The sequence below is a fragment of the Bradyrhizobium sp. 186 genome (assembly GCF_023101685.1).
Taxonomy (GTDB): domain Bacteria; phylum Pseudomonadota; class Alphaproteobacteria; order Rhizobiales; family Xanthobacteraceae; genus Bradyrhizobium.
This window is the reverse complement of the sequence record NZ_CP082164.1, coordinates 6,286,303-6,305,250: the sequence shown is the minus strand read 5'-3', so window position 1 is coordinate 6,305,250 and position 18,948 is coordinate 6,286,303. Positions and strand designations below refer to the sequence as shown.

Annotated in this window: 23 protein-coding genes and 1 pseudogene; 14 read left to right on the top strand and 10 right to left on the bottom strand. The window is 64.9% G+C overall.

Annotated elements, in window-relative coordinates:
* The first annotated feature begins 20 nt into the window (after positions 1–20).
* Positions 21–1,253 carry an RluA family pseudouridine synthase gene (locus tag IVB18_RS30355; protein ID WP_247984045.1) on the top strand — a complete coding sequence of 411 codons (1,233 nt, stop codon included), beginning with the start codon at positions 21–23 and terminating at the stop codon, positions 1,251–1,253.
* A 40-nt stretch (positions 1,254–1,293) separates the two neighbouring features.
* Positions 1,294–1,596 (top strand): hypothetical protein, encoded by a 303-nt coding sequence (locus IVB18_RS30350; RefSeq protein ID WP_247984044.1) that lies wholly within the window; start codon positions 1,294–1,296, stop codon positions 1,594–1,596.
* Here IVB18_RS30350 and IVB18_RS30345 read toward each other — a convergent pair.
* Entirely contained in the window at positions 1,569–1,895 is a 327-nt protein-coding gene (locus IVB18_RS30345) for a hypothetical protein (protein ID WP_247984043.1), read from the bottom strand. The genes IVB18_RS30350 and IVB18_RS30345 overlap by 28 nt on opposite strands.
* Positions 1,896–1,971: 76 nt before the next feature.
* Here IVB18_RS30345 and IVB18_RS30340 point away from each other — a divergent pair, with 76 nt between their 5' ends.
* The 4 genes from IVB18_RS30340 to IVB18_RS30325 all read left to right on the top strand — a co-directional run bounded on the left by IVB18_RS30340 (position 1,972) and on the right by IVB18_RS30325 (position 5,599).
* Entirely contained in the window at positions 1,972–2,766 is a 795-nt protein-coding gene (locus IVB18_RS30340) for an ATP12 family protein (RefSeq protein WP_247984042.1), read from the top strand.
* A 53-nt stretch (positions 2,767–2,819) separates the two neighbouring features.
* Positions 2,820–4,448, top strand: coding sequence for a flagellar hook-length control protein FliK (locus IVB18_RS30335; RefSeq protein ID WP_247984041.1), 1,629 nt, complete (start codon positions 2,820–2,822; stop codon positions 4,446–4,448).
* Positions 4,445–4,708, top strand: a complete 264-nt coding sequence (locus tag IVB18_RS30330) for an EscU/YscU/HrcU family type III secretion system export apparatus switch protein (protein ID WP_247984040.1) — start codon at positions 4,445–4,447, stop codon at positions 4,706–4,708. Before IVB18_RS30335 ends, IVB18_RS30330 begins: the two co-directional genes overlap by 4 nt.
* 63 nt (positions 4,709–4,771) lie before the next feature.
* Positions 4,772–5,599: a penicillin-binding transpeptidase domain-containing protein gene (locus IVB18_RS30325; protein WP_247984039.1), complete on the top strand. Its 828-nt coding sequence runs from the start codon at positions 4,772–4,774 to the stop codon at positions 5,597–5,599.
* A gap of 97 nt (positions 5,600–5,696) precedes the next feature.
* On the opposite strand, the gene IVB18_RS30320 is transcribed toward IVB18_RS30325, so the two are convergent.
* On the bottom strand, positions 5,697–6,182 hold the full coding sequence (locus IVB18_RS30320) for a hypothetical protein (protein ID WP_247984038.1): 486 nt from the start codon (positions 6,180–6,182) through the stop codon (positions 5,697–5,699).
* A 237-nt stretch (positions 6,183–6,419) separates the two neighbouring features.
* Between IVB18_RS30320 and IVB18_RS30315 the strand changes: the two genes are divergently transcribed.
* On the top strand, positions 6,420–7,073 hold the full coding sequence (locus IVB18_RS30315; protein ID WP_247984037.1) for a carboxymuconolactone decarboxylase family protein: 654 nt from the start codon (positions 6,420–6,422) through the stop codon (positions 7,071–7,073).
* Between the two features lie 219 nt (positions 7,074–7,292).
* Here IVB18_RS30315 and IVB18_RS30310 read toward each other — a convergent pair.
* The 3 genes and pseudogenes from IVB18_RS30310 to IVB18_RS30300 form a co-directional block, all read right to left on the bottom strand.
* Positions 7,293–8,296: pseudogene (locus tag IVB18_RS30310) on the bottom strand (dienelactone hydrolase family protein).
* Between the two features lie 72 nt (positions 8,297–8,368).
* Positions 8,369–8,965, bottom strand: coding sequence for a hypothetical protein (locus tag IVB18_RS30305; protein WP_247984036.1), 597 nt, complete (start codon positions 8,963–8,965; stop codon positions 8,369–8,371).
* Positions 8,966–9,126: 161 nt separating this feature from the next.
* Positions 9,127–9,531, bottom strand: coding sequence for a DUF4260 domain-containing protein (locus tag IVB18_RS30300; RefSeq protein ID WP_247984035.1), 405 nt, complete (start codon positions 9,529–9,531; stop codon positions 9,127–9,129).
* 139 nt (positions 9,532–9,670) lie between these two features.
* Between IVB18_RS30300 and IVB18_RS30295 the strand changes: the two genes are divergently transcribed.
* Both IVB18_RS30295 and IVB18_RS30290 read left to right on the top strand, forming a co-directional pair.
* Complete coding sequence (locus IVB18_RS30295; protein WP_247984034.1) at positions 9,671–11,203, top strand: acyl-CoA carboxylase subunit beta; 1,533 nt, start codon at positions 9,671–9,673, stop codon at positions 11,201–11,203.
* A 123-nt stretch (positions 11,204–11,326) separates the two neighbouring features.
* Entirely contained in the window at positions 11,327–11,674 is a 348-nt protein-coding gene (locus IVB18_RS30290; protein WP_247984033.1) for a hypothetical protein, read from the top strand.
* A gap of 28 nt (positions 11,675–11,702) precedes the next feature.
* Here IVB18_RS30290 and IVB18_RS30285 read toward each other — a convergent pair whose 3' ends face one another.
* On the bottom strand, positions 11,703–11,855 hold the full coding sequence (locus tag IVB18_RS30285; RefSeq protein WP_247984032.1) for a hypothetical protein: 153 nt from the start codon (positions 11,853–11,855) through the stop codon (positions 11,703–11,705).
* A 201-nt stretch (positions 11,856–12,056) separates the two neighbouring features.
* On the opposite strand from IVB18_RS30285, the gene IVB18_RS30280 reads away from it, so the two are divergent.
* Positions 12,057–13,781 carry an IS1634 family transposase gene (locus IVB18_RS30280; RefSeq protein WP_247983724.1) on the top strand — a complete coding sequence of 575 codons (1,725 nt, stop codon included), beginning with the start codon at positions 12,057–12,059 and terminating at the stop codon, positions 13,779–13,781.
* 110 nt (positions 13,782–13,891) lie between these two features.
* Here the strand turns inward: IVB18_RS30280 and IVB18_RS30275 are convergent, their stop codons facing one another.
* Complete coding sequence (locus tag IVB18_RS30275) at positions 13,892–14,548, bottom strand: glutathione S-transferase family protein (protein WP_247984031.1); 657 nt, start codon at positions 14,546–14,548, stop codon at positions 13,892–13,894.
* Positions 14,549–14,721: 173 nt separating this feature from the next.
* Between IVB18_RS30275 and IVB18_RS30270 the strand changes: the two genes are divergently transcribed.
* The gene (locus IVB18_RS30270; RefSeq protein ID WP_247984030.1) at positions 14,722–15,036 is read left to right on the top strand and encodes a hypothetical protein; all 315 of its coding nucleotides are present in this window, start codon (positions 14,722–14,724) and stop codon (positions 15,034–15,036) included.
* A 204-nt stretch (positions 15,037–15,240) separates the two neighbouring features.
* Positions 15,241–15,534 carry a twin-arginine translocation signal domain-containing protein gene (locus IVB18_RS30265; protein WP_247984029.1) on the top strand — a complete coding sequence of 98 codons (294 nt, stop codon included), beginning with the start codon at positions 15,241–15,243 and terminating at the stop codon, positions 15,532–15,534.
* Positions 15,535–15,695: 161 nt separating this feature from the next.
* Here IVB18_RS30265 and IVB18_RS30260 read toward each other — a convergent pair whose 3' ends face one another.
* The 3 genes from IVB18_RS30260 to IVB18_RS30250 all read right to left on the bottom strand — a co-directional run bounded on the left by IVB18_RS30260 (position 15,696) and on the right by IVB18_RS30250 (position 18,055).
* A complete protein-coding gene (locus IVB18_RS30260) occupies positions 15,696–15,944 on the bottom strand; it encodes a hypothetical protein (RefSeq protein ID WP_247984028.1) in 249 nt (82 codons plus the stop codon).
* A gap of 225 nt (positions 15,945–16,169) precedes the next feature.
* Positions 16,170–17,177: an alpha/beta hydrolase gene (locus IVB18_RS30255; RefSeq protein ID WP_247984027.1), complete on the bottom strand. Its 1,008-nt coding sequence runs from the start codon at positions 17,175–17,177 to the stop codon at positions 16,170–16,172.
* Positions 17,178–17,356: 179 nt separating this feature from the next.
* Entirely contained in the window at positions 17,357–18,055 is a 699-nt protein-coding gene (locus IVB18_RS30250; RefSeq protein WP_247984026.1) for a metalloregulator ArsR/SmtB family transcription factor, read from the bottom strand.
* A gap of 206 nt (positions 18,056–18,261) precedes the next feature.
* On the opposite strand from IVB18_RS30250, the gene IVB18_RS30245 reads away from it, so the two are divergent.
* Both IVB18_RS30245 and IVB18_RS30240 read left to right on the top strand, forming a co-directional pair.
* A complete protein-coding gene (locus IVB18_RS30245; RefSeq protein WP_247984025.1) occupies positions 18,262–18,570 on the top strand; it encodes an NIPSNAP family protein in 309 nt (102 codons plus the stop codon).
* 26 nt (positions 18,571–18,596) lie between these two features.
* Entirely contained in the window at positions 18,597–18,947 is a 351-nt protein-coding gene (locus tag IVB18_RS30240; RefSeq protein ID WP_247984024.1) for an antibiotic biosynthesis monooxygenase, read from the top strand.
* Position 18,948: the final 1 nt, after the last annotated feature.

Below are 18,948 nucleotides of genomic sequence, written 5' to 3'. Positions count from 1 at the left end.
TTTGAGCTAGGCAGGCAGCCATGAGCCGCCGCATCAAGAGAATGAACCCACAGCCCCGTTCGCGTGACGAGCGCGACGACGCGCGTCCGTCCAAAGCGCGGAGCGCGAAGAAGGCCGGGCCGCGGCTGGGCGGCAAGCCAGGCGCGAAACCGCCGCGGATTGCCTCTGAGCGCGCCGAACGGCGCGCGCCCAAGCCTGCGCCGGCAAAGCCAGTGGTGGAAAGGCCCGCGCCAGCAAAACCCGTCGAGGCGCTGCTGCCGACCAAGGTGCAGACCGTCAAGGTGACGGCCGACGAAAACAATATGCGCGTCGATCGCTTCCTCGAAGCGCGCTTTCCCGGGCTGTCGTTCTCCCACATCCAGCGCGTCGTGCGCAAAGGCGAGCTGCGCGTCGACGGCAAGCGCGTCGACAGCAAGGATCGCCTGGAGGAGGGCCAGAGCGTCCGCATTCCGCCGTTGAAGCTGGATGCGCCGAAGGCGGCGGTTGGCTCGTTGTCGGAAGCCGCGCAAAAGACGCTTCAGGCCCTGAAGGAGATGACGATCTATGAGGACGACGACGTCCTCGTGCTGAACAAGCCCGTCGGCCTCGCCGTGCAGGGCGGCTCGGGCATGACGCGGCACGTCGACCAGATGCTGGAGGTGATGCGTGACGCCAAGGGCCAGAAGCCGCGCCTCGTTCACCGCATCGACAGGGAGACGTCGGGCTGCCTGCTGATCGCCAAGACACGCTTTGCCGCGAGCCATCTGACCGGCGCCTTCCGCTCGCGGTCGGCGCGAAAAACCTATTGGGCGCTTGTGCCGGGTCTGCCGAAGCCGAAGCAAGGCCGCATCTCGACCTTCCTCGCAAAAGAGGAGAGCGAGGACGACACCATCATGCGCATCGCCCAGCATGGCGATGAGGGCGCGAGCCACGCGGTGACATACTATGCGGTGGTCGAGACCGCCGGCAACAAGCTGACCTGGGTGTCCTTGAAGCCGGTCACTGGCCGTACGCACCAGCTCCGCGCGCACATGGAACACATCGGCCATCCCATCGTCGGTGATCCCAAATATTTCAATATCGAGAATTGGCAACTGCCGGGCGGCCTGCAAAACCGGCTGCATCTGCTGGCGCGCCGCATCGTGATTCCGCATCCGCGCGGCGGCGTGATCGACGCCACCGCGCCGTTGCCGCCGCACATGCAGCAGTCGTGGAACCTGCTCGGCCTGGACGCAACCAGATTTGATCCGATCGAGAACGCGCCTGAAGAATAGTTAAGTTGAATGGGGGCCGAAGGAGCACAACATATCCTCCATGAGACAGCTCTCGGTCATCCTCCTGGTTTTGGTCGCGATGCTCGTGGGGCAGGGCGCCTCGGCGCAAGCGCTGTTGCCGGGCACCTCGCAATTCAATCTGCCGTCGCCAGCGCCGCCACCGCCACCGAAGATCGAAGTGCCAAAAATCCCGCAGCTCGATGCGCCGCCGAGCTACAACTACCAGCCGATCCCGCGCACCGCGTTTGGCGACCGTATCTCGAAGTGTCTCGATGATGCCGCCGGGGCAGGGCTCAGCCCCGCCGACCGCGGCACTTATTCGCGCAGTTGCGCGAACCAGTAAACCGCCTTCTCAGCCGTCATCGCCCGACTTGATCGGGCGATCCAGTATTCCAGAGACGGTAATGGACACGGCGGGGCCGCGGCGTACTGGATGCCCCGGTCAAGCCGGGGCATGACGGCGGTGATTGTGGTCGCGAGTGACACCCCATTCAATTCCGAAACTGCTCCAGAAACATCCGCGCCCTGGCCGTAATAGGCATAGAGGTTCCGCACGGCCGATTCCGGGGTGCGGAAGCCGGCTTGTGCCGCGGCCAGCCAAAACCCGGCGAACAGGGCCACAATGCCCGCAAGTTCTCTCATGCCTGCCGCTCGCTTTATCGGCCGCCGGTTTTATCTTACAAGCCTAGTATTCAGCGGCGGAGACCGAAAACTCAAGATGCGCGAATTGTTCGATGAGGCTGCGGGGCGGTCCCCGCTCGATCCGCAGGAGGCGGTCCGCCAGGCCGCGCGTGCGCCGCAGCGCAAGCGCTTCTACAAGGAGGCGGGCGCGGCAGAGGCCGACGGCGGCTTCGTCATCGCGCTCGATGGCAAGCCGATCCGCACGCCCTCCGGCCGCCAGGTGGTGATTCCATCGCGCGAGCTGGCCGATGCGGTCGCCGCGGAATGGGAGGCGCAGGCGGAAACGATCAATCCTATGACCATGCCGCTGACGCGGATCGCCAACAGCGTGATCGAAGGCGTCGTCGACCGTGTCGATCTCGTCAGCGACGATCTCGCGAAATACCTCCAGACTGACCTGCTGTTCTATCGCGCCGGTCATCCGGAGGCGCTGGTCGCCCGCGAGGCCGCGCATTGGGATCCCGTGCTGTTCTGGGCCGCCGAGACGCTGGGGGCGCACTTCATCCTGTCCGAAGGCATCATGCATGTGAAGCAGCCGGACGAGGCGATCCAGGCTGCGTGCGCCGCGCTGCCCCAGGATGCATGGTCCGTGGCTGCGCTCCACGTGGTCACGACCCTGACCGGCTCGGCGCTATTGGCGCTGGCACTCGCCCACGAGGTGCGCGATGCCGACCAGGTCTGGGCCGCAGCCTATGTCGACGAGGATTGGAATGCCGAGAAATGGGGCTTGGACGAGGAGGCGGTCGCCCGCCGTGCCGCGCGCCTGAGGGATTTCGAGGCCGCCGTGACGGTTCTGGCAGCGGTAAAGCCGCTCGCGGCCAAAGGTCCTTAACGAGAGGTTTACGACGCGGGCGTTAGGGTGGCCCGTGCTTCTGGGCCCCTGAGATGCCGACGCCGATCAGTTCCATCGCTCCCGTCAGTGCCACCGGCTCCGTAGCCGATGCGGTGACGCCCGAACTTGTCCTGCAAGCCGGCAGCGTCGTCGACGCCAAGGTCGTCAGCGTGCTCGCGGACAATCTGGTGCGGATCGCGATCGCCAACCTCTCTCTCGACGTGATGTCCGAGGTGGCGCTATCGCCCGGACAGAATCTCCAGCTGGCGGTGTCGCAGAACGACGGCAATGTCCGGCTCGCCATCGTCAACGGGGCGGGCGAGGCGGTCGCGGATCAGGTCACGCTGACGCCGACTGCGGCGTCGCTGGGGGACAGCCCGCCGCTTGCCCCGTCCGCGACCACGGCCCGCAATCTCCTGACGCCGTCCGAGCAGGTCGCAGTGACCGTGGCCTCGGCCGAGGCCGTGACGAAGCAGGGCAGCCAGGCGCCGCTATTTGCCGATCTTGCTTCGGTTGTGAGCGGCAGCAACCTGCCGGCTGGACTGAAGCGAGCGATGCTGGACGTGCTGGCGCAGCAGACGCCGCTCAACAGTCAGCTCGACGGCGCCGACATTGAATCCGCCTTCCAAAAGTCAGGGCTCTTTCTCGAGGCGTCGCTCGCTGCAGTCGCGTCGCCGTCCTCTGGCGCCGTGCCGGATCTGAAGGCGGCGCTGCTGGTGCTGCGCCAGACGCTGGCCGCGGTCGAAACCGGTGCGCCGCAGCCCCCGGCGCAGGGAGCCACGCTTCCAACGAACTCCGTCGCCACGCCGCAGGCAGCAAGCTCGCTCGCTGACGCTGCGGGCGAGGCTGCGCAGGCGGCGCTGCCATCACCCGACGCGGAGATGGCCCAACCACCGCAAATGCCGCGCAACGCCAATATCGCGACCGCCGTGCTTGCCGACATGGTTGCCGACGCGCCGCAGCTGACGATACCGCGCATCATGGCCGCTGGTCTCGCCACGAGCCTGCTGCAAGAAGTCACGCAGAACCTGCCGCGCATGACGGGCAACGTGCCTGGCGCCAACAAGGCCGTGCCTGATGGCCACGCCTTCGAGGCGGCCGCACGCGCGACCACGCCGCCGCCGTTCCGCCGCGCGCTGCCGTCGCCGCAATCCATCGCCTCGCCGTCGCTCGCGCCGGATACGCCGCTTGCCGTGACCGTGCACTGCCTGCTTGACGACACCGATGCTGCGATCGCGCGGCAGACCTTGCTCCAGGTCGCCTCGCTCCCCGATCGCGTCGATGCCAGCGGGCACCGCATCGACCCGACCGTGCCGCAGTGGAATTTCGAGATTCCGTTTTTGACGCCGCGGGGCACCGCGATGGCGCAGTTCGAGATCTCGCGTGACGGCGGTGGCGAATCTGCTGATCCCGCCAAGCGCGCCTGGCGCGCGCGCTTCTCGCTCAATGTCGAGCCGGCGGGACCTGTGCATGCATTGATCACCCTGAATGGTGACAAGACCTTTGTGCGGATGTGGGCGGAGCGGCCGACCACCGCGCAGCAATTGCGCGCCGGTATTGGCGAGCTCAGCCGGGCGATGATCAAAGCCGAGCTCAAGCCCGGCGACATCGTGGTGCGCGACGGCACGCCGCCGCAGCCGGCACCGGCCCGCGCCGGGCACTTCCTGGATCGCGCCACATGAGCGATCTCTCCAAGCTCGCAATCGCGCTGCATTACGAGAAGGGCAGCAACGCGCCGGTGGTCGTCGCCAAGGGCAAGGGCACGATCGGCGCAAAAATCGTCGAGATCGCCAAGGCTCACGACATCCCGATCGAGGAGAACGAAGTTTTGGCCGGCGCGCTCTCCAAGGTCGAGATTGGCGAGGAGATCCCGCCCGACCTCTACAAGGCTGTCGCCGAAGTGCTGGTGTTCGTGCTGCGGCTGTCGGGCCGGGCGCGCTGATCGTTGTCATCGTTTCACCACGATAGCGGCTGCATGGTCGCGGCGTCTCTCAACGCTCGATGGATGCCGTCCTTGTTTACCCGCCGCTCCACTCTCGGCCTACTTGCCGCAGCCGCCATCTTGCCGTCGCGCGCATTCGCCAACGTCGCGCCGCCGCGCAACGAAATCCGCGATAGTCTGGCAAAGCGCTTCACTGATCTGGGTACGGCCGGCACTTTCGTCGGCTACAAGGTCGAGGACTATCTGATCGTCGCGAGCGACCGGGAGCGGTCGGGCGAGGGCAAGCTGCCGGCATCGACCTTCAAGATCCCGAACTCGCTGATTGCGCTGGAGACCGGCGTAGTCGCCGATCCCGACAAGGACGTGTTTCCCTGGGACGGCGTGAACCGTTCGATCGAGGCCTGGAACAAGGATCACACGCTGCGCAGCGCGATCGCGGTCAGCGCGGTGCCGGTCTATCAGGAGATCGCACGTCGCATCGGCGAGGTACGCATGCAGATATACGTCGATCTGTTCGACTATGGCAATCGCGACATCGGCGGCGGCATCGACCAGTTCTGGTTGACCGGAAACTTGCGCATCGATCCCGTCGAGCAGATCGATTTCGTCGACCGGCTGCGCCGTCGCGCGCTGCCGATCTCCCAACGCAGCCAGGATTTCGTCTGCGACATCCTGCCGGTGACCAAGGTTGGCGATAGCATCATCCGCGCCAAGTCCGGTTTGCTCCGCGCCGAGCGCGGCGCGCCGTCGCTGGGCTGGATGGTCGGCTGGGCCGAGAAGGGCAGCGCGCACACGGTGTTCGCGCTCAACATGGATTGCGGGGAGCAGCGTCTCGTCGGCGAGCGCATGCCGCTGACGCAGGCCTGTCTTGCCGACATCGGGGCGATCTGACCTATGATCCGGAAAACCGTGCAGCGGCTTTCCGGAGAGATCACGCGCCGACATGGCGCTCAAGCGCGACGATGATTCATCCTCATCTCATCGCGCTTTAGCGTCGATCGAGCGTCAGCGAGACGCCCGTGATGTTGGTGCCCTGCGGACGGATTGAGACGTTCTGCCGGCTGCCGCGTGTCGTCAGTGACAAATTGGCCGAGAAGTTCTCGCCGCGCGCTGCCGCATCGATCTGATCGCCGGCCGCACGTCCTGAGATCGTGCCGGAGGCGTTGCGGGTGGCTTCGCTCCAGGAGCCGGTGATGGCTCCGCCGCGGTATTCGACGTTGCCTGCGAGATCGAAATTATAGCTCTCGCTGGCGCATCTCAGGTTGAGGCGAAGCTCGGCGCCGTTGGGTGCGACATCGTAGGCCGCGCGACAGCGCAGCCGCTCCTGTCCGCCGTCTGTCGTGCTCAGCGTGCCGCTGCCCGACCAGGTCCCGGCCATGGCGGCAAACGGAGATGCAGCGGCCTCGGCTGCGCCGCAGGGAAGGCACAGCACTGCTACGAGCAGGCCTGCCCGTGCGATATCGGATCTGGACATTGCAGACCTCCATCTTGAGGATCGATCGTCGCTCCAACGCGCGACCCGCAAAGGGGTTCTTAGGGTTCCGTGACGTCTGGCTTGGCTGCGTGCGGGTAGAGCGTTTTCCAGCGAAGTGGACGCTGGTTCGCGTGAAGAAAACGCGTCAAAACAAGAATCTAAGGCCCCGTTCCGATTCAATCGGAACGGAAAAGCTCTAGCTTTGGCCTTCCAAACAACGAGAAGCAGGAGGAAACGATGAATTCTGCCCTATTGGCCTCGTCACTGGCATTGGCTGCGGCGGGTGGCTGGCTTGCAGCGACATTGTTGGCCGATCCCGCCACGAGCAAGGAACCGCGGTTCCCACAACTCACCATGGACCAGCTCGACGACAAGCAGAAGCCGCTCGGCGAGCAGATCATGAAGGTCTCGAGCGTCGGCATCGGCGGGCCCTACAATCCGATGATCCGCAGCCCCGTGCTCGGCCAGCGCCTGTTCGACCTGTTCTATTATCTGCGCTGGCAGACTTCGGTGCCGGTCAAGCTCAACGAATTTGCAATCCTCGTGATCGGGCGGCAGTGGCGCTCGCAGGTGGAATGGTTCGCGCACGCCCCGCTGGCGGCGAAGGCGGGCCTGTCGGCGGACATCATCGCGGAGCTCAAGGCAAACAAGCGACCGTCGAACATGGCCGACGACGAGGCTATCGTCTACGATTTCGTCACCGAGCTCACCACGACGAAGAAGGTCTCCGACGAGACCTATGCGCGTGCGAAGACGGTGTTCAACGACCAGCAGATCGTTGACCTCACCGCAGTTGCCGGCAATTACGTGATGGTCGCCATGCTGCTTGCCATGGCCGAGGAGACGGTGCCGCCGGACAAGCAGGAGCCGTTCAAGCCCGGTGAGCCCTAGCCCCTCCAGCCGACGTCGATTGCATTTGAACAGCCGCAAAGGGTCGTCATGGCCGGGCTTGTCCCGGGCATCCACGTTCTTTGTGCCGCGGGGCGAGGCGTGGATGGCGGGGACGTAGGCGAGCGGAAGCGACGCCATCCTCGGACGGCTATGCCCGGCCATGACGCTGCGGAAACTTCAGCGCACCCAAGTTCCCACGTCATGTGCGATTTTTGCCGTCTACCCCAGCTTGAACAGCGCCTGCAAAAAATCCACCACGGCCTTGCGGGACTCGGCGGCAGTCTTTGGATTGCCGCCGACATGCGGATTGAGCTCGATGCAGGCGTCCTTGTAGGAGAACGGCGCTTGCGTATCGGCGTTCATCAACACGCCGCCGTCGCCTTCGCGCAGATGGCAGTTGCGCGCGGTCTGGGCGCCGGTTGAGACGGCAACTGTGTTGACGCCGAGCAGGCCGCTGTCAAAACCGTGCGCGCTATCGGGATATTCAGTCAGCGCCACGTCGCGCCCGGCCGTCTTGAGCCGCTCGACGAAAGCCTTGCAACTCTTCACGGGATTGTAGTCGTCGGGCGCGCCGTGGAAGATGCGGATCGGACGCGCCGCAACGTCCGTATCGCTCTGATAGGTCGTCGAGCAATCCGGATAGAACGGGATGTAGGCGGCGAACTGGGCGCCGGACTTGTTCCAGAGCTTGTGGAAGCGGTCGAGGCTCGCATAGAGCGCCGCCTGGCCGCAGCGCGAAAAGCCCATCAGCACGATGCGATCGGGATCGACGCGGGGATGCTTCGCAAGAAGCTCCAGTGAACGATAGATGTCCAAGATCAGGTTGAGCCGGCCGAGCAGGGCCTGGTTCGGCCCCACCACCGTCAGCCCGCGGCCGGTAAAGCCGTCGATCACGAAGGTCGAGATGCCCATGCGTTGAATTCGTGCACCCAGGCTTCGGTGGTGGCGCCGACGCCGCTCGAGCCGTGCATCAGCACCACGACGGGCAGCTTGCCGGACCCTTGCGCGACGCGGAATTCGCCCGCAACCGTCACCGGCTTGCCGGCGGCCGCATCGCCACTCAAAAATTGCTGGTCGGAAAGGGTGAGCGACGGGATCGGGTAGATCTCGACCCGGGTGGCAGCTTCCTTGGGCAACGCCTGCGCGACGGCAGTGCCGCAGACGAGCGGGCTCGAAACGCAGGCTGCGATGAGCGCCGCAACGGTGCGCCAATTGGTGGCCATCGTGATACTCCCCAATGATTTTGTTGAGTAGAACAACGGCCCCTCGCGCTGTCAATTCGGCGCGCGTGCGCCTCAGGCGGGGCCGGCCGACTTCTTGGCCGTCAGCGCGTGGTCGATCGCAAAGCCGCCGATCTCGCTCATCGTCTGCGAGATCACGTCGCCGCTCCCCGCAAAGCCGTTCGACAAATAGTCGAACTGCGCCCGCGCCAGCCGCAGCACCTCGATCGGCACGGAGATCACGGTTTCGTTGAAGTTGTCGACGGAGGCGCGCAGCGTATCGAGCTCGGTGGTGAGCTTGCCGATATGGCTTTCCGCATCCTGCATCAGGCCGAGCAGCTTGCCGCGCTCGGCATCGAAGGCCGCGCGCTCGGCGGCGGCGGCCGCGATCACGTCCGCGAGCTGGGCCCGCAGCGTTTCGATCTGGCTGACCATGGCATCGGAGGCGAGCTCGGCGGCTTCGCGCAGCTCCACGTGACGCTTGTTCTCTTCCTGCTGCTGGTGATAGAGCCGCTCGGCCGTCATCGCCCGTTGAGACAGCGACTCGATCAGGGCGGCGGCACGCAGCAGCATCTCGCCGTTGCGACCCGACACCATGCTGGCCATCCGGCGCAGGAAGGCGATGGTCTCGGACGATGAGTTCGGCGGCAGGGGGACGATCGTGGCGGACATATGTGATGCTTGCAGCCAGACGTGGTGGACCGCCGCCGTACCGACTGAGCTCACGCAACATTCGGCGCCTGATCGTGAAGGGGAGCAAGCCTGAATCGGCTGGCGCGGTCAACCGGCGAGGGGGACAAAATGGCGGCAGTCCGCCGCCAAAGCGCGCGGGCTCAGGCGTCCTTCTGCCGCCCGATCCGCCCGAGATGGGTGAAGCCGAAGCCGGCCGAATATTTCAGGCCGTAGCCGAGCGCCCGGTCGATGCCGATATGGGCGAGCCAGATCAAGGCGATGGAGAGGGTGAGAGGCGAGGCAAAGCCGAAGCCGAGCGTTAGCAGCGCCACCGGCGCCATGTAGCTGTGGGCGGCGTTGTAGACCATCGCGCCGAACCGTGCGTCCGAGAGGTAGGCGAGGAAACTCAGATCGGGGACGAAGAAGAGCAGGGCGAAGACGAGCCAGGAGCCATCCCAGGCCGCATAGAGCATCACCATGCCCACGAACAGGGTCAGGCCTTCCAGCCGCAGCAGGATCTTGACCCCGCCGGTCACCGTGCCGGTCCCGGCCGCTTTATCGTCCATGGTCGCCTCTCCCCGCAAAGCTTTGCAATCCCTCACGGTTTCCGCACCGGCAGGGCAGCCCTGCGAGGCCGAAAGCCGCTTCCCGGCCCGCAAAATGCCGTGTTAGAACCCCGCATCACTTAAGAACTGGCGGGAGCAAATGAAACACATTCTGGACGCCCTTGAAGAACGTCGCGCCGGCGCAAAGCTCGGCGGCGGGGAGAAGCGCATCGAAGCGCAGCACGCCCGCGGCAAGCTGACCGCGCGCGAGCGTATCGAGCTCTTGCTCGACAAGGGATCGTTCGAGGAATTCGACATGTTCGTCGAGCACCGCTCCACCGAGTTCGGCATGGAGAAGAACAAGGTGCCCGGCGACGGCGTCGTCACCGGCTGGGGCACCGTCAACGGCCGCAAGACGTTTGTGTTCGCCAAGGATTTCACCGTGTTCGGCGGCTCGCTGTCCGAGACCCACGCGCTGAAGATTACAAAGCTCCAGGACATGGCGATGAAGGCGAGGGCGCCCATCATCGGCCTCTATGACGCGGGCGGCGCGCGCATCCAGGAAGGCGTCGCGGCGCTTGCCGGCTATTCCTACGTGTTCCGCCGCAACGTGCTCGCCTCCGGCGTGATTCCGCAGATCTCCGTGATCATGGGCCCCTGCGCCGGCGGCGACGTCTATTCGCCGGCGATGACCGACTTCATCTTCATGGTGAAGAACACCAGCTACATGTTCGTCACCGGCCCCGACGTGGTGAAGACCGTCACCAACGAGGTGGTCACTGCCGAAGAGCTGGGCGGCGCCTCCGTGCACGCCACGCGCTCCTCGATCGCCGACGGCGCCTTCGAGAATGACGTCGAGACGCTGTTGCAGATGCGGCGCCTGATTGACTTCCTACCGTCCAACAACACCGACGGCGTGCCGGAATGGCCGAGTTTCGACGACATCGGCCGCGTCGATATGTCCTTGGACACGCTGATCCCCGACAATCCGAACAAGCCCTACGACATGAAGGAATTGATCCTCAAGGTCGTGGACGAGGGCGACTTCTTCGAGATCGCGGACGCTTTTGCCAAGAACATCGTCACCGGCTTTGGCCGCATCGCCGGCCGCACCGTCGGCTTCGTCGCCAACCAGCCGATGGTGCTGGCCGGCGTGCTCGACAGCGACGCCTCGCGCAAAGCCGCGCGCTTTGTTCGCTTTTGTGATGCCTTCAACATCCCGATCGTCACTTTCGTCGACGTGCCGGGCTTCCTGCCGGGCACCGCGCAGGAATATGGCGGCCTGATCAAGCACGGCGCAAAGCTGCTGTTCGCCTACTCGCAGTGCACGGTGCCGCTGGTGACGATCATCACCCGCAAGGCCTATGGCGGCGCCTTCGACGTCATGGCCTCCAAGGAAATCGGCGCCGACATGAACTACGCCTGGCCGACCGCGCAGATCGCTGTGATGGGCGCCAAGGGCGCGGTCGAGATCATCTTCCGCGCCGACATCGGCGACCCCGACAAGATCGCCGCCCGCACCAAGGAATACGAGGACCGCTTCCTGTCCCCCTTCATCGCGGCGGAGCGCGGCTACATCGACGACGTCATCATGCCGCACTCGACCCGGAAGCGGATCGCGCGGGCGCTGTCGATGCTGAAGGACAAGAAGGTGGAAACGCCGGCGAAGAAGCACGACAATTTGCCGTTGTGAGGCCTTGTAGCCCGGATGAGCGCAGCGACATCCGGGTTTCGCCAAAAACCCCGCATGTCGCTTCGCTCATGCGGGCTACTGGCTAGAGCTAGAACCTGTCGCGCCGGGCACGTTTGATCTCCAATGACCGAAGACGACACGACCGACGAGATTTCAGACATCGAAGCGCGGATCGAGGCGTTGGCCGCGGTCGCCGAACGGTGCCGGAAGTTTATTTTGGCCTCCAAGATCGCCATCGGCGGCGGAGGCACGCTGCTGCTGATCACAATCCTCGGCTTGTTGGGGACAGGTCAGACCGCCGCGCTCGGATCAATCGCCCTGGTGCTTGGCGGAATTGTTTCGCTCGGATCGAATGTCAGCACGTTGCGGCAGACGGACGACGCCATCAGTGTTGCGGAGGCGCGCCGTTCGGCGTTGATCAGCAGGATCGACCTTCGCGTGGTTGCCGATGCGCCGATGAAGCTGGTGTGACGCGGCGCTCGGCGAGTGCCGCTACGTCTCACGCCGCGGTCCTGAGCGGCAGCACCTGCAACTCCGCGCGGCATTCGGCTGCGAAGGCTTGAAGTCGTTGCGCGGTTTGCTGGTCGAGGATCGCCTTCGCCAGCCGCTCGGCGCGGGCGACTTGGTCTTTGAGATATTCGATGCGGGCCATGTGTCACCTTCCGTCGGAATAATTTGGGGGCAAATTGCTTCGTTCCGGCCGCGGTGATCGTATGGCTAACCCGAACTTCCCCTCGGGATTTTTGTTAGAGCGTTGAGAGGATTTGAGAAGTTTGGATCGGGCTGATTTTGTAGGCATGTAAATGATGATTTTTGGCTTGCGAATGGCAGGTTTCCGTGATTCGATTCCGGCATGTTCGTCGCCCGCATTCCCAACCGCAACTCACCGCCCGCGATCCTGTTGCGCGAGAGCTATCGCGAGGGCGACAAGATCAAGTCGCGCACGCTGGCCAACCTGTCGCATTGGCCGGATGAGAAGATCGATGCGCTGCGCCGCGTCCTGAAAGGCGAGGAGCTGGTCTCGCCGGCCGAGCAACTGCGGATCGAGCGCTCGCTGCCGCACGGCCACGTGGCCGCGGTGCTCGGCATGGCGCGCCAGCTCGGACTGCATCGCCTTGTCCCGGACAAGCCCAGACGGTTGGCCAGGCTGGCTTTGGCCTTGATCGTGGCACGGGTGATCGAACCGGCCGCCAAGCTGGCCACGGCGCGCCAGCTCAGCGAGGCGACGGCGGCGCATTCGCTGGGCGAACTGCTCGATCTCAGCGCCGTCGACGAGGACGAGCTTTACGAAGCGCTCGACCTGCTCGGCACGGCCCAACCGGGGATCGAGGCGACGCTCGCCAAGCGCCATCTGCATGACGGCTCGCTGGTGCTCTACGATCTCACCTCCAGCTATCTGGAGGGGCGACATTGCGAATTGGCGCGGCATGGTTACAGCCGCGACGGTCGTTCCGACAAGCTGCAGATCGTGTTCGGCTTGCTGTGCGCCGCCGACGGCTGCCCGGTGGCGGTGGAGGTGTTCGAAGGTAACACCGCCGACCCGAGCACGCTGGCCGCGCAAGTCGACAAACTGAAGGCCCGCTTCAAGCTGTCGCGTGTGGTACTGGTCGGCGATCGCGGCATGATCACCAGCGCCCGTATCGAAGCCGATCTGATGCCGGCCGGGCTCGATTGGATCACCGCTCTGCGGGCGCCGGCGATCCGCAAGCTCGCCGAGGACGGCGGCCCGCTGCAATTGTCGCTGTTCGACGATCGCGATATGGCCGAGATCACGTCCCCCGACTTCCCCGGCGAGCGCCTGATCGTGTGCCGCAACCCGGATCTGGCCGACGAGCGTCGGCGCAAGCGCGGCGAGTTGCTGGCGGCGACCGAGAAGGATCTCGCCCGCGTCAAGGCCGCCGTGCAGCGTCAGCGCAACCCCTTGCGCGGCGAGGATGAGATCGGTCTGAAGGTCGGCGCCGTGCTGGGCAAGCGTAAGATGGCCAAGCACTTCCACCTCGCCATCACCGACACTTCGTTCGACTTCAGTCGGATCGAGGATGCCATCGCCAACGAAGCGTCGCTCGACGGCTTCTATGTGCTACGGACCAACGTGCCGGCCGAGAACCTCGACACCGCCGCCACGGTGCGTGCCTACAAGAGCCTGGCCCAGGTCGAACGCGCCTTCCGCACCATCAAGACCGTCGAACTGGAGGTGCGCCCGATCCACCATCGCCTCGCTGGCCGCGTGCGCGCCCACGTCTTCCTCTGCATGCTCGCTTATTACATCGTCTGGCACATGCGCCGCGCGCTGGCCCCGATCCTGTTCGACGATCACGACCGCGAGGCCGCCGACGCCGCGCGCGTCTCGCCCGTCGCCAAGGCCAGAGTCTCGGCCGCGGCCAGAACCAAGGCTAATCGCAAGCACACCCACGATGGCCGGCCCGTGCACAGCTTTCGAACGCTGTTGCAGGATCTCGCCACGCTCACACGCAACATCGTTCGCATCGGTCAGGACGCCCCGGCCGCTATGCTCACAAGTCCAACCCCACTACAACAAGACGTCTTCAATCGGCTCGGCATTCCTATCGCCCCATAATGTAGGCAGACGCGCCGTCACGCCCGCTGGAATTACACGCCAGCTCAAATGCTTACGTCGCTACTCAAGGGGAAGTTCGGGCTAACACCGGGTTAATTATGTGCGGCTCGTCACGCTCCGGCGCGTGCCGCGTCTGCCGCAGCGAAATGCACCATCTGGTCTGCGTGGGCCTTGACGAAGGCCGGGCGGGCCGTGGCGCGCGCGACATAGTCGCGGCAGGCCGGATGTGCCGCCAGCCCGTCGAAGCGATCGACGGGACGCAGCACATCCGACATCAGGATGTCGGCGACGGAGAACGACCCCACCAGCCATTCGCGGCCGGCCAGCACCGGCTCGAGGTACTTGAGGCGAATCTGGAGGAACTCGTCGAGAAACTTCGCTCCCGGCGTGCCGCCGGCGTCGCCGATGAATTTGAACATGGACCAGGGCAGGCTCGCCATCTCCACCGAATTGAGCGCGGCGAACACCCACTTGATCGCCTCGCTGCGGCCGCTCGGATCGGCGGGCATCAGCGCCGCGCTGCGTTCGCCCAAATGGAGCAGGATCGCGCCGCTCTCGAAGATCGAGATGTCGCCTTCGGTCAGCCACGGCACCTGGCCGAACGGTTGGTGCGCGAAATGCGCGGCGCTGCGATCGCCGAATGGCACGCTCGCAACGCGATAGGGCAAGGTGGCCTCTTCCAGGGCCCAGCGCACACGAAGATCGCGCACAAAGCCGCGCGGCATTTCGGGAACCCAATCGAACGTGGTGAGGGTGAGGTCGGGCATGCGGCGTCTCCGTGTGCTGTTCAATCCAAGGACGAGCGAACGGCGCGCGTTCCGACATCGATGAGAGCTTTTTTCACCGCAGGCTCGCGCGATTCCAATGTTCCGTCGCGCGGGCTTTTTGTTGCCGCATCTATAACCGGCTATGCTGCCGCCAAACAACAGGAGGAAACCCGATGCCCGCCGCCTTCTTCGTCGTCCGCGCCACCGTCACCGATGCCGGCAAGCGCGCCGCCTTCGACGAATGGTACGAGACCGAACATGTGCCCGACGCGGTGAAGGCATTTGGCGTCAGCAAGGCGTGGCGGTTCTGGAGCCTGGATGATCCCTCGCTGCATCAGGCGATGTACCGGTTCGATGACGTGGCCAAGCTCGAGGCCATGCTGAAGGGCGATGCGCTGAAGCAGCTCGTGGCGGATTTCAATCGCGACTGGCCCGAGGTGACGCGCACGCGCGAGACGCTGGTGCTGGCACAGGAATTTGCGAAGTAGATGCGATCGTAGCCCGGATGGAGCGCAGCGTAATCCGGGACCTTTGCACGAAATGCTAGACCCCGGATTGCGCTTCGCTCCATCCGGGCTACTGGCCCTCCCTGTCACGATTGCAATGAACCTGAACGTTCAGCCGCAGTTCATGTCGTGGCTCCGACACTTCGCTCTGCATCACTGGCACGATGATCCCAGAGGAAAAATGTCATGGAGCGCCGGAACTTTTTGAAACTCGCACTGGGTGTGACGGCGGGCGCCGCCGCCTTCGCAACCGCCGCACAAGCCGTGCCGCTGTCACCGCAGACCATCGGCGGTCCGGCCGGGATGCCGCTGCCGGATGCAGATGTGCATCCCGCAGTCACCACCAGCGAGGAAGCCGCGCAGCTGAAGCCCGAGCAGGTGCACTGGCGCGGCCGCGGTCATTGGCATCGCCGTCACTGGGGCTGGCGCCACCGTCATTGGGGCTGGCGCCGCCGGCGCTGGCATCGCCGCTACTGGTAACCGCTCGTCGATCGAGGCCTGGACGGGGATCGCAGTTGCGCTCCCCGTTTTGATTCGGAGCGGCCGCAGGACGATGCGGACGAAGCATTGCAGGCGCTCAAAAAGAAAATGGCCGCGCCAGCCAATGCCGCGCGGCCACTTCGCAATGCGAAAAGACGAGATCAGAACGGGCGGCAGCGGCCGGCGTACCAGCGGAAGCCATAGGGGCAGACGCGCGCGCGCGGCACGACGACGACAGGGGCCGGCGCAACCACGATCGGACCCGGGCGTACGACCGCACCGCGCATCGGGCGGCAGCCGCCATAGGGGCCGCGATACCAGCCGGGGCCGCAGCCTTGGGCGGCGCTGGCCGCCTCGCTGAAACCAACGACCGCGCTGGCAAGCATCGCGGCGGCGAACAGATATTTCATTTGATCTTCCTTCTTGTCCTTGGGGGCAGGTCTTGGGGGCAGGTCTTGGGGACAGGTCTTGGGGGCAGGGCGCTTGCGGCGCACAATGAATCAAAAGACACGATTCGACACGTTAAATTTGGGGGAGAAACGTGCCGACACGTCGCAACCTAACCCTGCCGATCATCACCTGAATGCGGCATGAACATCCCGCCGCATGCCGTCTGAGGCGACACGCAGGCGTCGCTAGCGGCCGAGAAAGCCCAGCACCAACTCCTTGTACTTCTCCGGTGCCTCCAGGAAGACGAGATGCCCGGTGTCCGGGATCACCTCGGCCCGTGCATTCGGCATCTTCGCGGCAAGCGCCTTCGCGAGCTCGGCGTTCTGTCCCATTTTTGCGCGCAGCGCCTCCGGTGCGTTCGGCCGTCCCGGCGCGTTGTGGTCGTCGGCGCCCATGATGAACAGCGTGGGCTCGGAAACAAGCGCGACCTCGTGCGCGACCGGCTCGCGGTAGATCATCTGGCCGGAGCTGACGAAGGCGCGCAGCCAGCGCGGATAATCCGGACTGCCCTTGATGTTGAAACGGGCGTCGATGAACGGTGTGATCGCCTCGCTCGGCAGCTTGATCGCGTAATTGGTCTGGAGCTGCTTGCGATAGCCGTCGGCGGTGAGCTTGTCCTCCGCCTCGATGATCTTCTCGGTCGGCGTCGGCGGCACGTAGAGCCGGTAGTCCTCGAGCCCGATCGGCGCGGTCAGCACCAGATGGGCGACACGGTCGGGATAGGCGCGGGCAATGCGCACCCCTAACATGCCGCCGAGCGAATGCGCGATGATCTCGGCCTTGTCGATCTTGAGATGATCGAGCAGCGCGATGGTGTTGCGCGCCAGCGTGTCGAAATGCAGCTCGCCCTGCGGCTTGGAGGATTTGCCGAAGCCGATCTGGTCCGGCACCACGACGCGGTAGCCGGCCTCGCTGAGCATCTTGATGACGGGCGCCCAGTAGCTCGACGGAAAATTGCGTCCGTGCAACAGCACGATCGTACGGCCGTTCGGCTGCGCCGACGCAACGTCCATATAAGCCATGCTGAGCTGTTCGCCGTCGTTGACGACCGGCAGCAAGTGTACGGGATAGGGATAGGCAAAGCCTTCGAGCGCGATGCCGTAGGGCTCGCGTGGCGCGGTGTCGGCGGCGTGGGAGGCGAGGGGAGCGGCGAGGAGGGCGGCGGCGAGGGCTGCCGGAAGGATGCGGTTCATGGAGGTCTCAGGGTGATGTTGAAGTTGGCAGACACGACCTCCGTCATGCCCGGGCTTGTCCCGGGCATCCACGTGGTTGAGCGCGAACTGCACTAAAGACGTGGATGGCCGGGTCAAGCCCGGCCACGACGACGGTACTCGTTCACACGCGATTGTGTGCTCTCACGCGATTTGCGTGACTACTCCCGCTCGTGGCCGAACAGCGCGGCAAACTGCTTCTCGCCGGTGCGGGTAAAGTTCACCACGCGGCTGCCGGGCGTGGCGTCGCGGGCGGCCCATTTCAATTCGGTGAAGCGCTGCATCATGGCGGCACCCAGCGTGCCCGCGAGATGGTGGCGCCGCTCGCTCCAGTCGAGGCAGGCCTTGCACACCGGGCGGCGCGGATGGGCGAGCATGTCGGGCGAGATCTGCAAATGCTCCGCCAGAAAGCGCTCGCCGTCCGGCGTCAGCTCGATGTCCTGCTTCTTGTGCCTGACGAGCCGCTGGTTGCGCATGGTGTCGAGCATCTGCACGCCGAGATCGCCGGCGAGATGATCGTAACAGATGCGCGCGCGCCGCAGCGCCGGATCCTTCGGCCCGGTGCGTACGCGCATATGGCCGGTCCGCGCGGCAAGGCCCGCAAGGCCTTCGAGCACGCCGGCGACGTCATCGTCGGTGAGACGGTAATAGCGGTGCCGGCCCTGTTTCTCGGGCTCGATGAGACCACCGGCCTCGAGCTTCGAGAGATGCGAGCTCGCGGTCTGCGGCGTGATGCCGGCCTCTTGCGCCAGCTCGCTCGCGGTCAGCGCGCGGCCGTTCATCAGCGCGGTGAGCATGTTGGCGCGGGCTGGATCGCCGACCAGCGCGGCAACCATGGCAATGTCGGGACCTGATTTCATGCTTCGATGGTAGCCGAAGCATCGCGGTCGGGCAAGGTCGTAGTCTATCTATCACCACGTCGTCATTGCGTGGAGCGGAGCGACGAAGCAATCCCGTATGCCTCCGCGGGGGTACGCTGGATTGCTTCGCGGAGCCTGTCATTGGGCCGCGCTTCGCGCGGACCCGGTGGCTCGCAATGACGGAGAGAAAACGTCAGGAGCCAATCATGTCCATCACCGTCTTCATCCGCTACCAGCTCGATCCGTTCAAGCGCGCGCAGTTCGAGGAATATTCGAAGCGCTGGCTCACCATCATCCCGAAATGCGGCGGCGACCTGATCGGCTATTTCATGCCGCATGAGGGCACCAACAACATCGCGTCTGCGCTGATCACCTTCGAGAGCCTCGCCGCCTACGAGGCCTATCGCGCGCGGTTGCGGCAGGACGCCGAAGGCATCGCGAATTTTCACTTTGCGGAGGAACACAAATTCATCCTCGCAGAGGAGCGCACCTTCCTGCGCAAGGTGGTATTGTAGGCGACCACGCAAATTAGGAGACGCCCATGATCGCCGTGATCTTCGAGGTCTGGCCCAAGCCGGAACACCGCCAGAACTATTTCGACCTCGCGGCCGATCTGAAGCCGATCCTGCAAACCATCGACGGCTTCATCTCGGTCGAGCGCTTCGAGAGCCTGACCGAGAAGGGCAAGATCCTGTCGGTGTCGTTCTGGCGCGACGAGGCGGCGGTCGAGGCCTGGCGCAACACGATGGAGCACCGGCGCACCCAGGCCAAGGGCCGCGCAAAGATTTTTGCCGACTACCGCCTGCGCATTGCCAGCGTCATCCGTGACTACGGCATGAACGATCGCGAGCAGGCGCCGAAGGATAGCCGCGCCGTGCACGACGCGCACTAGC

Excerpts from the sequence above, each read along its gene's own strand:
- IVB18_RS30355 (WP_247984045.1), top strand. The coding sequence starts at position 21 with ATGAGCCGCCGCATCAAGAGAATGAACCCACAGCCCCGTTCGCGTGAC.
- IVB18_RS30350 (WP_247984044.1), top strand. The coding sequence starts at position 1,294 with ATGAGACAGCTCTCGGTCATCCTCCTGGTTTTGGTCGCGATGCTCGTG.
- IVB18_RS30345 (WP_247984043.1), bottom strand. The coding sequence starts at position 1,895 with ATGAGAGAACTTGCGGGCATTGTGGCCCTGTTCGCCGGGTTTTGGCTG.
- IVB18_RS30340 (WP_247984042.1), top strand. The coding sequence starts at position 1,972 with ATGCGCGAATTGTTCGATGAGGCTGCGGGGCGGTCCCCGCTCGATCCG.
- IVB18_RS30335 (WP_247984041.1), top strand. The coding sequence starts at position 2,820 with ATGCCGACGCCGATCAGTTCCATCGCTCCCGTCAGTGCCACCGGCTCC.
- IVB18_RS30330 (WP_247984040.1), top strand. The coding sequence starts at position 4,445 with ATGAGCGATCTCTCCAAGCTCGCAATCGCGCTGCATTACGAGAAGGGC.
- IVB18_RS30325 (WP_247984039.1), top strand. The coding sequence starts at position 4,772 with ATGCCGTCCTTGTTTACCCGCCGCTCCACTCTCGGCCTACTTGCCGCA.
- IVB18_RS30320 (WP_247984038.1), bottom strand. The coding sequence starts at position 6,182 with ATGTCCAGATCCGATATCGCACGGGCAGGCCTGCTCGTAGCAGTGCTG.
- IVB18_RS30315 (WP_247984037.1), top strand. The coding sequence starts at position 6,420 with ATGAATTCTGCCCTATTGGCCTCGTCACTGGCATTGGCTGCGGCGGGT.
- IVB18_RS30305 (WP_247984036.1), bottom strand. The coding sequence starts at position 8,965 with ATGTCCGCCACGATCGTCCCCCTGCCGCCGAACTCATCGTCCGAGACC.
- IVB18_RS30300 (WP_247984035.1), bottom strand. The coding sequence starts at position 9,531 with ATGGACGATAAAGCGGCCGGGACCGGCACGGTGACCGGCGGGGTCAAG.
- IVB18_RS30295 (WP_247984034.1), top strand. The coding sequence starts at position 9,671 with ATGAAACACATTCTGGACGCCCTTGAAGAACGTCGCGCCGGCGCAAAG.
- IVB18_RS30290 (WP_247984033.1), top strand. The coding sequence starts at position 11,327 with ATGACCGAAGACGACACGACCGACGAGATTTCAGACATCGAAGCGCGG.
- IVB18_RS30285 (WP_247984032.1), bottom strand. The coding sequence starts at position 11,855 with ATGGCCCGCATCGAATATCTCAAAGACCAAGTCGCCCGCGCCGAGCGG.
- IVB18_RS30280 (WP_247983724.1), top strand. The coding sequence starts at position 12,057 with ATGTTCGTCGCCCGCATTCCCAACCGCAACTCACCGCCCGCGATCCTG.
- IVB18_RS30275 (WP_247984031.1), bottom strand. The coding sequence starts at position 14,548 with ATGCCCGACCTCACCCTCACCACGTTCGATTGGGTTCCCGAAATGCCG.
- IVB18_RS30270 (WP_247984030.1), top strand. The coding sequence starts at position 14,722 with ATGCCCGCCGCCTTCTTCGTCGTCCGCGCCACCGTCACCGATGCCGGC.
- IVB18_RS30265 (WP_247984029.1), top strand. The coding sequence starts at position 15,241 with ATGGAGCGCCGGAACTTTTTGAAACTCGCACTGGGTGTGACGGCGGGC.
- IVB18_RS30260 (WP_247984028.1), bottom strand. The coding sequence starts at position 15,944 with ATGAAATATCTGTTCGCCGCCGCGATGCTTGCCAGCGCGGTCGTTGGT.
- IVB18_RS30255 (WP_247984027.1), bottom strand. The coding sequence starts at position 17,177 with ATGAACCGCATCCTTCCGGCAGCCCTCGCCGCCGCCCTCCTCGCCGCT.
- IVB18_RS30250 (WP_247984026.1), bottom strand. The coding sequence starts at position 18,055 with ATGAAATCAGGTCCCGACATTGCCATGGTTGCCGCGCTGGTCGGCGAT.
- IVB18_RS30245 (WP_247984025.1), top strand. The coding sequence starts at position 18,262 with ATGTCCATCACCGTCTTCATCCGCTACCAGCTCGATCCGTTCAAGCGC.
- IVB18_RS30240 (WP_247984024.1), top strand. The coding sequence starts at position 18,597 with ATGATCGCCGTGATCTTCGAGGTCTGGCCCAAGCCGGAACACCGCCAG.